A 13021-nucleotide genomic window follows, 5' to 3' on the forward strand; every position below is an offset into this window, starting at 1 on the left:
TTCATCCCTGGGTTTGCTCGATGGCTTCGCGAAGCACCAGGCGGTCGTCGAAGGGACGCACCACCCCGGCGATGTCCTGGCCCTGCTCGTGGCCCTTGCCCGCGACGAGCACCGTGTCGCCCGGCTGCGCGCGGGCGACGGCCGCGGCGATGGCGGCGGCCCGGTCCTCGAAGACGGCGACGTCGCCGCGCTCGTGGGCCGGCACGTCGGCCGCGCCCGCCAGCATCGTGGCGAGGATCGCGAGGGGGTCCTCGGAGCGGGGGTTGTCGGAGGTGAGGATGGCCGTGTCGGCGAACCGGGCGGCAGCGGCGCCCATGGGCATCCGCTTGGTCCTGTCCCGGTCGCCGCCGCAGCCGAGCACGATGTGCAGCTTGTTCTCGGTGACCTTGCGCAGCGCCTTCAGCACGGACTCGACGGCGTCGGTCTTGTGGGCGTAGTCGACGACGGCGAGGTACGGCTGGCCCGCGTCCACGCGCTCCAGGCGGCCGGGGACGCCGGGTACGGCGGCGACGCCGTCGGCCGCGGTCTGCGGGTCGATCCCGGCGACGGCGAGGGTGACGATCGCGGCGAGGGTGTTCGCGACGTTGAAGGGGCCGGGCAGCGGCGCCTTGGCGGCGATCCGCTCGCCCTTGGGGCCGACGACGGTCAACGTCGAGCCGAGCGGCCCGACTTCGACGTCCTCGGCGCGCCAGTCGGCGTCGGGGTGGCCCTCGGCGGAGAAGGTCACGACGGGCACTTCGGACTCGTCGACGAGCCGGCGCCCGTACTCGTCGTCGAAGTTCACGACGCCCTGTTTGCTGCGCGCTTTGGTGAACAGCTGCGCCTTCGCCCGGAAGTAGTCCTCCATGTCGGAGTGGAACTCCATGTGCTCCGGGCTGAGGTTGTTGAAGACGGCCACGTCGAAGACGCAGCCGTCGACCCGGCCGAGCACGAGGGCGTGGCTGGAGACCTCCATGGCGACGGCGTCGACGCCGCGCTCGCGCATGACCGCGAACAGGGCCTGGAGGTCGGTGGCTTCGGGGGTGGTGCGCTCGGACTTGATGCGCTCGTCGCCGATGCGCATCTCGACGGTGCCGATGAGCCCGGTCGAGCGGACCTCTTTCAGGCCACCCTCCACGAGGTACGCGGTGGTGGTCTTGCCCGACGTGCCGGTGATGCCGAGTTGCAGCAGGTCCTTGCCCGGGTGGCCGTAGATGGTGGCGGCCAGTTCGCCCATGCGTCCGCGCGGGTTGTCCACGACGAGCGGCACGAGTCCGGCGTCGGCGACGCGGTCGGCGCCCGCCGGGTCGGTCAGCGCGGCGACGGCACCGAGCGAGGCGGCCTGCGCGGCGAAGTCGGCTCCGTGGGCGCGGGCTCCGGGCAGGGCCGCGTACAGGTCACCGGGGCGCACCGCACGGGAGTCGTGGGTGATGCCGGTGATCTCCACGGCGGCCTGGGGTGCGGGGACACCCAGCTGACCGGCCAGTTCCGCGAGAGGTGTGGCGGAGACCTCGACCGGTCGCGGCGGCCCGGGATATGTCACGGGTGCGCCCTTCTGGGTGGTTTGGGACTGATCAGCGTGTGGCACGGCGGTGAGCGTACCGGGCGCACCCCGCCCTGAGCGAAGCGAGGGGCGTGGCGCGGGCCGGTTCCCTGGATCGGGGGTGATGGTTCTCACGAGCCCTTCAGGAGTTACGGGTGATCATGGTCACGGGCCGTCATGGCTGGAAAGTGACGGGGAGCCGCGCGGACTTGGCGCCCGTGGGCGGCACTTGAAGGGTCTTCAGGGCGAACTCCATGACCTGCTTGTAGATGGGCCCGCAGATCTGGCCGCCGAAATAGCTGCCCTTCGTGGCGTTCTGGATTGCGCAGTAGACGGTGACGCGCGGCTTGTCCGCCGGCGCGAACCCGGCGAACGACGAGGTGTACCCCTTGTAGCGGCCGGTGGCCGGATCGACGCGGTTGGCCGTGCCCGTCTTGCCCGCGACGCGGTAGCCGGGGATGCGGGCCTTGGCGCCGGTCCCCTCCTCGTCGTCGACGACGGACTCCAGCATCTGCGCGACCGTCTTCGCCGTCTTCTCGCTGACGACGCGGGTCTGCTTGGGCTTGGGCGCGGGCGTGAACCGGCCGTCGGGGCCCTTGGTGCCGCGCACCAGCGTCGGCTCGATCCGTACGCCGCCGTTGGCGATGGTCGAGTACACGGAGGCGGCCTGCATCGCGTTGATCGAGAAGCCCTGGCCGAACGGGATCGTGTACTGCTGCGACGTGGACCACTTATCGGGCGCGGCGAGGATGCCGGAGGTCTCGCCGGGGAAGCCGAGACCGCTCTGCTTGCCGATGCCGAACTTGCGCAGGTACGAGTAGAGGCTCTGGTTGGCCTCGGGCTGGGTGTCGCCGAGCTCGCCCGTCGCGAGGATGGTGCCGATGTTGCTGGACTTGGCAAGCACGCCGTTCAGCGTGAGGTGCCAGGTCTTGTGGTCGACGTCGTCCTGGAAGAGGCGGTCGCCGCGGTGCAGCCGGTTGGGCACGGTGACATGGGTCATCGGCGTGGCCGCGTTCTCCTCCAGGACCGCCGCCATCGACATGACCTTGGCGGTGGAGCCGGGCTCGTAGGCGTCCTGGAGCGCCGCGTTGCCGAGGGCCGCCGCGTTCGCCTGCGACAGGTCGTTCGGGTCGAAGCCGGGCGCGTTCGCCATGGCCAGGACCTCGCCGGTCCGCGTGTCCTGCACTATCACGTAGCCGCGGTCGGCCCCGGACTTCTTCACCTGCTCGGAGATCGCGTTCTGCGCGGCCCACTGGATGTCGCGGTCGATGGTCAGCTCCACGTCGGAGCCTGCCACCGCGGGTTGCTCGGTGCTGCCGGCCGTCGGCACCTGCTGGCCGCCGGACTGGGCGTAGCGGATCTTGCCGTCCTTGCCGGAGAGCTCCTTGTTGAGCTGCTGCTCGACACCGCCGCCGCCCTTGCCGTCGGCGTTGACCCAGCCCAGTATCCCGGCGGCGAGGTCCCCGTTGGGGTACACGCGCTTGCTGCTGGGGTCGGACAGGACGCCGGACAGGACGCTCGCCTCGCGGCCCTCGGCGTTCGCCTTCTCGTTCAGCGTGGAGCGCAGGTCCTTGATCTGCTTCCAGACCTGCGGCGTCTGCCGCGCGGCGAGCCGCACGTAGCGGGTGTTCTTCGTCTTGAGCTTCCGGGTCAGCTCGGCGGCGTCGACCCCGATGATCGGCGACAGGAGCGCCGCGGCCTGCTCGGGCGCGTCCTTCACCTTGGTCGCCTTCTCGGTGAAGAGCGTGGGGTCGGCCGTGATGTCGTACGCGTCCACGCTCGACGCCAGCGAGACGCCGCCGCGGTCGGTGATCTGGCCGCGCTCGGCGGCGATGGTGTGGCTGACGTACCGGTTCAGCTCGGCTTTCGCGGCGTACGCGCTCGCGTCGACGCCCTGCACCTGGAGAAGCCGTACGACAAAGACCATGAGGACGAGCGTGAGGCCCAGGCTCACCATGCGCAGGCGCGGCCGTGGACTGCCCAGGCGCAGCGGAGTGGCGGCCTTGGAAGCCGCGGGGCGCGGGCGCCGTGCGGCGGGGCGCGCGCCGGGGGCCGGGCGCCGCTGGGCTCCCGGCCGGGCGGATCTGGCCGGGCGCGTGGGTCCTGGCACGCGGCGGCGCGGGGGCTCCTTGTCGGTCATGGCGTCACCTGCCTGAGGTCGAAGGAGCGGGGGCCGAAGGAGCGGGGGCCGAGGGCTTCACCGAGGCGGTGGTCGTCGTCGGCTGCCCGGACGGCGGGGTGGACGCGGACGGCGACGGCGTGGCCGAGGCGGACGGCGTCGTACGGACGGCCTCCGGCGGCCGGGGCGCCGGCGTGCGCAGCGGGGAGGGGAGCGAGGCGGGGCTCGGCATGCCGCGCACGGTGCCGTCGGGGTCGAGGAAGACGGGGTCTCCACCGGGCACCATGCCCAGCTCGCGGGCGCGGCGCTGGAGGGCGTCGGGCGCGGAGTAGTCGTCGACGTCGCGCTGGAGCTGCTGCTCGTCGTCGGTGAGCTCGGTGGTCTGCTTCTTGAGCTTGCTGAGCTTGAACGATCCTTCATTGAGCGAGGAGTTCAGCATCAGCAGCATGATGAGACCGCCGCCGAGCAGCAGCACGACGAGGAGGACGAACGGGGTGCGCGCGGCCTGCGCGCCGCCGGACGGGGCGAGCGGGAACAGCCGCGCGAATCTGGCGGCCCTGCCCCGCAGTTGGCCCCGGGACCCTGGAGCGCCCGAGGCGCTCCTGGAACCTTTCGAGCCACTCTTTACGCTCATGAACACCCCTCCACGCGCGCGTGCCTCACTCGGCCCTCATCCCTCGACATCCTCGCGGATGCGCTGCGCACCCCGCAGCCGTGCCGGAGCGGCCCGGCGGTTCTCGGCGACCTCTTCCTCCGTGGGAAGTTCGGCACCGCGCGTGAGCAGCTTGAGCCGCGGCTGGTAGCGCTCGGGCACGACCGGCAGGCCGGGCGGCGCCGTGGTGGCGGCACCGGCCGCGAACACCTGCTTGACCAGCCGGTCCTCCAGCGAGTGGTACGACAGCACGGCGATCCGGCCGCCGACCGCGAGCGCCTTCACGGCCCCCGGGATCGCCCGCTCCAGGACGCTCAGCTCGCCGTTGACCTCGATGCGCAGCGCCTGGAAGGTGCGCTTGGCCGGGTTGCCACCGGTGCGCTTGGCGGCCTGCGGCAGCGCGTCACGGATCAGCTCGACGAGCCGCGCGCTGTTGCTGAACGGCTCCTTCTCACGCTCCCGTACGACGGCCGAGACAATGCGTTTGGCCTGCTTCTCCTCGCCGTACTGGCGCAGGATCCGCACCAGTTCGCCCGGCGGATACGTGTTGAGGACCTCGGCGGCGCTCATCCCGGTCGTCTGGTCCATGCGCATGTCGAGCGGCGCGTCCTGCGCGTACGCGAAGCCGCGGTCGGCCTCGTCGAGCTGCATGGAGGAGACGCCGAGGTCGAACAGGACGCCCTGGACGCGCGGGATGCCCAACCGGTCGAGGACATCGGGCAGTTCGTCGTAGACGGCGTGCACGAGGGTGGCCCGGTCGCCGAAGGGCGCGAGGCGCTCACCGGACAGCCGCAGCGCTTCCTTGTCGCGGTCGAGGGCGACGAGGCGGCACGAGGGGAACGTGGAGAGCAGGGCCTCGCTGTGACCGCCGAGCCCGAGCGTGCAGTCGACGACGACCGCGCCCGGCTCGGCGAGGGCGGGGGCCAGCAGGTCCAAGCAGCGCTGGAGCATGACCGGGACGTGTCGCTGACTCAAGAGGCCCTCTCAGGTCCGGCGGCGGGCGGTACGCACTGCCGGGTCCCCGCCCGCTCGTGAAGGGGATGGTGGTCCGCCGGCGCCGGGGAAGTGACGCCGGCCGACCGGAGCGGGAGGAGGCCGAGCCGTACGTACGCGCCGCGCACGCGGGGAGCGTCCGGCAGCGCCGGGATCTCCGTATTGCTTCGTCAATGGGGTTCGGCGTCACTTTAGTCCACCGCGTCCCTCGGTCAATCAACCGGCCTGCGCGTCGCGGACGGCATCGGCGCGAAGCCGCGCACCGGTCGAATTCACCCGTCCGGCCGAGGCCCGGCCACCCCTGTGGGTTAGCTCACAACAACGCTCATTGATGTTCTTTGTCCTCTCTCACAGCGGGCTGCGACCGGCCGTGACCAGTAACGTCGGGGGCATGACGACTTCCGCATCCGTCCCGTCCGAAGGCGCCATATCCACCGGCACCGTCACCGACCGCCTCGTCGACGCCAACGCGCGGTACGCCTCCGCGTTCACCGACCCCGGCATGGACGCCCGCCCGGTGCTGCGTGTCGCCGTCGTGGCGTGCATGGACGCCCGCCTCGACCTGCACGCCGCGCTCGGCCTCGAACTCGGCGACTGCCACACCGTGCGCAACGCGGGCGGCGTCGTGACCGACGACGTGATCCGCTCCCTCACCATCAGCCAGCGGGCGCTCGGCACCCGCAGCGTGGTCCTCATCCACCACACCGGCTGCGGCCTCGAATCCCTCACCGAGGAGTTCCGGCACGAGCTGGAGATGGAGGTCGGCCAGCGGCCGAGCTGGGCGGTCGAGGGATTCCGCGACGTCGACCAGGACGTACGGCAGTCCATCCAGAAGGTGCGCACCTCGCCCTTCCTGCTCCACACCGACGACGTACGCGGCTTCGTCTTCGACGTGAAGACCGGCCGGCTGCGCGAGATCACCCCGGCCTGACGTTTCATGCCGGTCGACCTGCCCCTCAAAAGGTTGTAAGACCCGACATATCGCGGCCAGTTATCCACAGGCGAGTGACACGAACCGGTAACGCCAACAAGAATGCGTGTGTGGCACCCCGCGCGAGCGACGGAACTTTTCGCGCGTGGTGTCCGTGTTTCGGGGTGGGCCGGTCCGCGTCACAGAGCGTCGGCCCGGGAAATGTACGGGCCGAGGAGGGCCGGGTGACGACCTATGACGATCGAGCGAGCCTCACTGATCTGACCACCACTGTGGAGCGGGTCCGCAGGTCGGTGGAGGGTGTGATCGAGGGCAAGCCGGAGGTCGTACGGCTTTCGCTGACCGTGCTCCTCGCCGAGGGGCACCTGCTCATCGAGGATGTGCCGGGTGTCGGCAAGACGATGCTCGCCAAGGCGCTGGCGCGGTCCATCGACTGCTCGGTGCGCCGTATCCAGTTCACTCCCGACCTGCTGCCGTCGGACATCACCGGTGTGTCCATCTTCGACCAGCAGCGGCGGGACTTCGAGTTCAAGCCGGGCGCGATCTTCGCGCAGATCGTGATCGGCGACGAGATCAACCGCGCGTCTCCCAAGACGCAGTCCGCGCTCCTGGAGTCCATGGAGGAGCGCCAGGTCACCATCGACGGCAAGACCTACGAACTGCCCAGCCCCTTCATGGTGGTGGCGACGCAGAACCCGGTCGAGATGGAGGGGACCTATCCGCTGCCCGAGGCCCAGCGCGACCGCTTCATGGCCCGTGTCTCCATCGGCTATCCCAGCGCGGAGGCCGAGTTGCAGATGCTGGACATCCACGGCGGGGTGAACCCGCTGGACGACCTCCAGCCGGTGGCCCACGCCCACGAGATCGTGAAGCTGGTCGACGCCGTCCGCTCCGTCCACGTCGCCGACGCCGTACGGCGCTACGCGGTGGACCTGGTCGCGGCCACGCGCAGCCACCCGGACCTCAGACTCGGCGCGTCCCCGCGCGCGACGCTGCACCTGCTGCGCGCGGCGAAGGCGTCGGCGGCCCTCAGCGGCCGGGAGTACGCACTGCCGGACGACGTGCAGTCGCTGGCCGTCGCCGTCCTGGCGCACCGTCTGCTGCCCACCGCGCAGGCCCAGTTGAACCGGCGCACGGCCGAGCAGGTCGTCCTCGACATCCTGCAGCGCACCCCGGTCCCGGCCGCCGACACCCGCGCTCCGCAGGCACCGCCGCAGGGGTACACCACCAACACGACCCCTCCGATGTACGGCCAGCAGCCGCCCGGCACGCGGAGGCTGTGATGGCGTCCGGGGGGTATTACGCCGCGGAGGCGGGGGGCGGGTTCTCGGACGGCGACGGCGCGACGAACGACAAGGGGGACAAGAGCGGCCTGCGCACGGCGCTCGCCGGGCTGACCACGCGCGGCCGTTCGTTCCTCGCCGCCGGCATCGCCGCGGCGATCTGTGCCTACGTGCTCGGGCAGAGCGATCTGCTCCGCGTCGGACTGCTGCTCGCCGCCCTGCCGCTGGTCTGCGCGGGCGTGCTGTACCGCACCCGATACCGGGTCGCGGGCAGTCGCAGGCTCTCCCCCGCGCGCGTGCCCGCGAGCTCCGAGGCGCGCGTCCATCTCCGTATGGACAACATCTCCCGGTTGCCGACGGGCCTGTTGATGCTCCAGGACCGGGTGCCCTACGTGCTCGGTCCGCGGCCCCGCTTCGTCCTCGACCGGGTCGAGGCGGGCGGGCGCCGCGAGGTGTCGTACCGGGTCCGCTCGGACCTGCGCGGCCGCTATCCGCTGGGCCCGCTCCAGCTGCGCCTGAGCGACCCCTTCGGCATGTGCGAACTGACCCGGTCCTTCTCGACGTACGACACCCTGACGGTGATCCCGCGCGTGGAGGCGCTGCCTCCGGTGCGGCTCTCCGGTGAGGCCAAGGGGTACGGGGACGGGCGGCAGCGCTCACTCGCCCTGGCCGGCGAGGACGACGTGATCCCGCGCGGCTACCGCTACGGCGACGATCTGCGCCGCGTCCACTGGCGGTCGACCGCACGGTACGGCGAGTTGATGGTGCGCCGCGAGGAGCAGCCGCAGCGAGCCCGCTGCACCGTGCTGCTCGACACGCGCGGTGCCGCGTTCCAGGGTGCCGGCCCGGACTCGGCCTTCGAGTGGGCGGTGTCCGGCACGGCATCGGCCCTGGTGCACATGCTCGAACGGGGCTTCTCCGTCCGCCTGTTGACGGACACGGGCAACGTGGTGCCGGGCGAGGGCACCGACGGGTTCGCGGGCGCCAGCCAGGAATCGGCGGACGCGGCGGGCCTGATGATGGACACCCTCGCGGTGGTCGACCACTCGGACGGGTTCACGCTCTCGGCCGCGTACGACGTGCTGCGCAGTGGGAACGAGGGACTTCTGATCGCCTTCTTCGGCGATCTGGACGAGGAACAGGCCGCCGTCGCCGCCCGGATGCGCCAGCGCTCCGGCGGCGCCGTGGCCTTCCTCCTGGACAGCGAGTCCTGGATCCAGGGTCCGGGCTCGCCGCCCTCGCAGCGCTGCGCCGAGCGGCTGCGCATGCTGCGGGAGGCGGGCTGGACCACGGTGGCGGTGCCCGCGGGCGCGGCCATGGTGGACGTGTGGCGGCAGGCGGACCGGGAGCGTACGGGTCTGTCCGGCGCCCCCAGCACCACAGGGGGTTGGTCATGAGCGGCGGTGCCCGCCTTTCGATCTGCGCGACGCTGGCCACGTTCCTGGCCACGTGCTCGCTGCTCCCGCTGGTCAACCGCTCGACGTGGATCATCCAGGCCGCGATCCTGCTGGTGATCCAGGCCGCGGTGGGCGCGGCGGCCCGCAGGGTGCCGCTCGCACGGCCGCTCACCGTCCTGGTGCAGGCCGTGGTGTCCCTGCTGCTGCTCACCCTCGTCTTCGCCAACGCCCATGCGCTCGGCGGGGTGCTCCCCGTCCCGGACACGTTCCGGCACTTCGGTGCGCTGCTCCAGGCGGGCGGCGACGACGTGAGCCGGTACGCGATCCCGGCGCCGCTGACCGACGGCATCCGGCTGATGCTGGTGGGCGGCGCGCTGGTGATCGGGCTGGCGGTGGACGCGCTCGCGGTGACGTTTCGCAGCGCGGCCCCGGCGGGGCTGCCGCTGCTCGCGCTGTACTCGGTGGCCGCCGGTCTCTCCCAGGGCGGCGCCGCCTGGCTGTGGTTCGTGCTCGCGGCGGGCGGCTATCTCCTGTTGCTGCTCGCCGAGGGCCGCGACCGGCTCTCGCAGTGGGGCCGGGTCTTCGGCGGTACGTCGCGCACGCCCGGCGCCATGCAGGCGGACGGCGGGGGCGGCGCGCTGGCCCCGGTCCGCACCGGCCGCAGGATCGGCGCGCTCGCCCTGGGCATCGCCTTGGTGGTACCGCTCGCGCTGCCCGCGCTCGACGGCGGCCTCCTGGGCACGTCCGGCACCGGGGTGGGCAGCGGCCCGGGCGGCGGGGGCACGATCTCCGCGGTCAACCCCCTGGTCTCGCTGAAGGACAGCCTGAACCAGCCGGAGGACCGGGAGGTGATGGCCTACCGGACGAACGCCGAGCAGACCTCCGACCTGTACCTGCGGATCGTGGCGCTCGACGATTTCGACGGCACGACCTGGCGCCCGTCGGTGCGCAGCATCACCGACGTGCCCTCCCCGCTCCCCAGCCCGCGCGGTCTCGACGCGGACGTCCGCAGGACCGAGATCAAGACCACGATCTCGGCGGCCGACGAGTACGCGCAGGACTGGCTGCCGATGCCCTACCCCGCGACCCGCGTGGACATCGACGGACGCTGGCGGTACGAGCAGGTCGGCCGGACCCTGGTGGGTGACCACGGGCAGACGACGCGCGGGAAGACGTACACGGTCAGCAGCCTGATCGTGCAGCCGACCGCGGAGCAGCTGGCCGACGCCGGGACGCCCCCGAGCGACCTGCTCCGCGAGTTCACGAAGGTGCCGGGCTCGCTGCCGGACGTGGTGGAGCAGACGGCCCTGCGCGTCACCCAGGGCGCGACGAACAACTACGAGCGTGCGGTGAAGCTCCAGGACTACTTCGCGGTCAGCGGCGGCTTCACGTACAACACCGATGTCGCGGCCGGCAGCGGCTCCGCCGCCATCGCGAAGTTCCTGAAGGACAAGGAGGGCTTCTGCGTCCACTTCTCCTTCTCGATGGCGGCGATGGCCAGGACGCTGGGCATCCCGGCCCGGGTCGCGGTGGGCTTCACGCCGGGCTCGCCCGCGGGCGACGGCAACTACTCGGTGGGGCTGCGCGACGCGCACGCCTGGCCCGAGCTGTACTTCGAGGGCGTGGGCTGGACCCGCTTCGAGCCGACGCCGAACCGCGGCACGATCCCGGAGTACACGCAGGACAACACCCCGTCGGGCAGCGCCACCGACCAGGCGGCGCCGAGCGCGTCCACGTCGACCGGGCCCTCGGCCTCCCAGCCCTCCTCCTCGGAGAGCTGCTCGCTGGCCCAGCGCAAGGACGGCAGCTGCGGCAACACCGCGCCGGCGGCCATCGTCGGCTCCACGGACGACGGCCCGCCGTTCGGCACGATCCTGCTGGCGACGCTGGCCGGGCTGCTCGTTCTCGTGGTGCCCCTGCTGCCGATGCTGTGGCGCAAACGCGTCAGGGCGCTGCGCCTCGGCTCCTCTGGGCGTACGGACGCGGATGTCGCCGGGCGCACGTTGGCGGCGTGGCGCGAGGTGACGGACACGGCGTGGGACCACGGCATCCTGCCGGACGACTCGCAGACCCCGCGGAAGGCCGCGGCCCGCATCGTGCGGATCGGCCGGCTCGACGCGGCGGCCGCCGAGGCCGTCCACCGGGTGGCGGCGGCGGTGGAGCAGGTGCTCTACGCGCCACGGCCGCAGCCCTCGTCAGGGCTCGGCGAGGACGTGCACCGGCTCTGCGACGCCCTGCACGCGAACATGAGCCGGACGACCCGGCTGCGGGCGACGTTCGCGCCGCGTTCGGCCGTCCGTGTGGCATGGGCGCTGGGGCGGCGCCGGGAGACCTTCACGGCGGGGCTGCGCGCACGCTGGGCGGCGACGCTCGACCGGTCGCGCCGCGCCAAGCCCTCGGGCCAGGAAGGCTGATCGACACCGCGGAAGGCGCCGGTCCCCTGCGAGGTGACCGGCGCCTTCTGGTCCGCGGATCGCACGCGGCGGATACAGCGGATGGATACGGACGGATACGGACGAATACGAGGGCGCCCGTTACGCACAAAGGGTGACCGCCTCGGCGGTCACCCTTCACACATGTCGTCGACGGTCGGCGCGCAGTCGCTCAGCGGCCGCCCTGCTCGTCCCTGCGGCGCTGCCAGCGCTGCTCGATCCGGTCCATCATCGAGCGCTTGGCCTTCGCCTGGCGTCGCCCTGCGGGGGCGCCTGGGACGGCACCGGCCGCGGGCTGTTCACCCGGCTTCGGCGCTTTGCGCCATCCGGTGACGGCGAGCACGGCACAGCCCAGCATGACGAGGAATCCCACCACGCTGATCCAGATAAGCTGCGCGACCATACCTGCCATGAGGAGCGCGATACCCACCAGGAAGCCCGCGACTGCCTGGTAGACCCGACGTCGGGTGTACGTACGCAGCCCGCTTCCCTCAAGCGCTGTCGCGAACTTGGGATCTTCGGCGTACAGCGCTCGCTCCATCTGCTCGAGCATTCGCTGCTCGTGCTCCGAGAGCGGCACGGAGTCCTCCTCATCGTGCAGTCGCCGGGGCGACCGGGGGTCCCCTTCAGGATAGGCAGGGAATCGCCCCCGTGAAACCCGCCCCTCTACGCCAACTTCACCATTCCGGACCGCGTCACGCCGCTCCGGCTCACTGAGGCGTCATTCCCCGGTGGCCGACCCGTCATGCCGGACGGTCTACCCCGATCATACGGCGCCGGGCGCCCGATCGGGGGGCCTGTGGCGTACTCCATCTGCCGCTGCGTCGCTGATCAGCGACGGATGGCCGGAGCCGCTCAGGGCGCTTCGGTCACCCGCTTCTCGCCGAGCACGTGCAGCTGTGTCGCCACGGAGTGGAAGGCGGGCAGCTCCGCGGCGGCCGCCTCCAGCTTGAGGAGCTCCTGAAGGGCGCCCGGCTCGGTGTCCACCAGGACGCCCGGGACCAGGTCCGCGAAGACCCGCACGCCGTGCACGGCGCCGACCTCCACACCCTCGTCGGAGACGAGCCGGGAGAGCTGCTCGGCGGTGTAGCGGCGCGGCACGGGGTCGCCCTCGCCCCAGCGCCCCGCCGGGTCGCCGAGGGCCTGCCTGGCCTCCTTGAAGTGGCCGGCCAGAGCCCGTGCGAGCACGGCGCCGCCGAGGCCCGCGGCGAGCAGGCTGAGCACGCCGCCGGTGCGCAGCGCGCCCACCGCGTTGCGCACGCCCTCCGCCGCGTCGTCGACGTACTCGAGGACGCCGTGGCACAGGACCGCGTCGTACCCGTCGCGCTCGACCACGTCGAACAGGCCCGAGATGTCGCCCTGGACACCGCGCACCCGGTCGGCGACGCCGGCCTCGGCGGCGCGGCGCTCCAGCGCGAACAGGGCGTTCGGGCTGGGGTCGACGACGGTGACGCGGTGGCCCAGACGGGCGACCGGCACCGCGAAGTTGCCGCTGCCGCCCCCGGTGTCGAGGACGTCGAGGGACTGGCTTCCCGCGGTCTTGGCGCGCCGGTCGAGTGAGTCTTTGAGTACGTCCCAGACCACGGCGGTACGGAGGGCGGCGCGGGGGCGACTGGGGTCCGACACTGCAGGTGACTCCTCGGCGCGGCTCCGGCTGGTGGCGGAGCGTGAACAGGTTCGGGAACCTCCACC

Annotated in this window: 10 protein-coding genes; 4 read left to right on the forward strand and 6 right to left on the reverse strand. The window is 72.1% G+C overall.

What is annotated here, in order from left to right:
• Position 1: 1 nt before the first annotated feature.
• The 4 genes from AB0L37_RS13905 to rsmH are packed head-to-tail and all read right to left on the reverse strand — an operon-like array spanning position 2 to position 5268.
• Positions 2–1657: a UDP-N-acetylmuramoyl-L-alanyl-D-glutamate--2,6-diaminopimelate ligase gene (locus AB0L37_RS13905; RefSeq protein WP_365504053.1), complete on the reverse strand. Its 1656-nt coding sequence runs from the start codon at positions 1655–1657 to the stop codon at positions 2–4.
• Between the two features lie 40 nt (positions 1658–1697).
• Positions 1698–3662: a penicillin-binding protein 2 gene (locus AB0L37_RS13910; RefSeq protein WP_365504055.1), complete on the reverse strand. Its 1965-nt coding sequence runs from the start codon at positions 3660–3662 to the stop codon at positions 1698–1700.
• Positions 3663–3666: 4 nt separating this feature from the next.
• Positions 3667–4275: a septum formation initiator family protein gene (locus AB0L37_RS13915; RefSeq protein WP_365504057.1), complete on the reverse strand. Its 609-nt coding sequence runs from the start codon at positions 4273–4275 to the stop codon at positions 3667–3669.
• 36 nt (positions 4276–4311) lie between these two features.
• Positions 4312–5268: a 16S rRNA (cytosine(1402)-N(4))-methyltransferase RsmH gene (gene rsmH, locus AB0L37_RS13920; RefSeq protein ID WP_365504059.1), complete on the reverse strand. Its 957-nt coding sequence runs from the start codon at positions 5266–5268 to the stop codon at positions 4312–4314.
• 409 nt (positions 5269–5677) lie between these two features.
• Between rsmH and AB0L37_RS13925 the strand changes: the two genes are divergently transcribed.
• The 4 genes from AB0L37_RS13925 to AB0L37_RS13940 all read left to right on the forward strand — a co-directional run bounded on the left by AB0L37_RS13925 (position 5678) and on the right by AB0L37_RS13940 (position 11311).
• Positions 5678–6217, forward strand: coding sequence for a carbonic anhydrase (locus AB0L37_RS13925; RefSeq protein WP_365504061.1), 540 nt, complete (start codon positions 5678–5680; stop codon positions 6215–6217).
• 224 nt (positions 6218–6441) lie between these two features.
• Positions 6442–7500, forward strand: a complete 1059-nt coding sequence (locus AB0L37_RS13930; RefSeq protein ID WP_365504063.1) for a MoxR family ATPase — start codon at positions 6442–6444, stop codon at positions 7498–7500.
• Positions 7500–8897 carry a DUF58 domain-containing protein gene (locus tag AB0L37_RS13935; RefSeq protein ID WP_365504065.1) on the forward strand — a complete coding sequence of 466 codons (1398 nt, stop codon included), beginning with the start codon at positions 7500–7502 and terminating at the stop codon, positions 8895–8897. The genes AB0L37_RS13930 and AB0L37_RS13935 overlap by 1 nt, the downstream gene beginning before the upstream one ends.
• A complete protein-coding gene (locus AB0L37_RS13940; RefSeq protein ID WP_365504069.1) occupies positions 8894–11311 on the forward strand; it encodes a DUF3488 and transglutaminase-like domain-containing protein in 2418 nt (805 codons plus the stop codon). The genes AB0L37_RS13935 and AB0L37_RS13940 overlap by 4 nt, the downstream gene beginning before the upstream one ends.
• 190 nt (positions 11312–11501) lie before the next feature.
• Here the strand turns inward: AB0L37_RS13940 and AB0L37_RS13945 are convergent, their stop codons facing one another.
• Together AB0L37_RS13945 and AB0L37_RS13950 are read right to left on the reverse strand one after the other, a co-directional pair.
• A complete protein-coding gene (locus tag AB0L37_RS13945) occupies positions 11502–11909 on the reverse strand; it encodes a DUF3040 domain-containing protein (RefSeq protein ID WP_365504071.1) in 408 nt (135 codons plus the stop codon).
• 275 nt (positions 11910–12184) lie between these two features.
• Positions 12185–12955, reverse strand: coding sequence for a methyltransferase (locus tag AB0L37_RS13950; protein WP_365504073.1), 771 nt, complete (start codon positions 12953–12955; stop codon positions 12185–12187).
• Positions 12956–13021 lie beyond the last annotated feature (66 nt).

It is taken from the genome of Streptomyces sp. NPDC052225, from assembly GCF_040679615.1.
Lineage (GTDB): Bacteria > Actinomycetota > Actinomycetes > Streptomycetales > Streptomycetaceae > Streptomyces.

Bases quoted from the DNA above. Each gene is read 5' to 3' on its own strand.
- AB0L37_RS13910 (WP_365504055.1), bottom strand. From the start codon at position 3,662: ATGACCGACAAGGAGCCCCCGCGCCGCCGCGTGCCAGGACCCACGCGC.
- AB0L37_RS13915 (WP_365504057.1), bottom strand. From the start codon at position 4,275: ATGAGCGTAAAGAGTGGCTCGAAAGGTTCCAGGAGCGCCTCGGGCGCT.
- AB0L37_RS13925 (WP_365504061.1), top strand. From the start codon at position 5,678: ATGACGACTTCCGCATCCGTCCCGTCCGAAGGCGCCATATCCACCGGC.
- AB0L37_RS13935 (WP_365504065.1), top strand. From the start codon at position 7,500: ATGGCGTCCGGGGGGTATTACGCCGCGGAGGCGGGGGGCGGGTTCTCG.
- AB0L37_RS13940 (WP_365504069.1), top strand. From the start codon at position 8,894: ATGAGCGGCGGTGCCCGCCTTTCGATCTGCGCGACGCTGGCCACGTTC.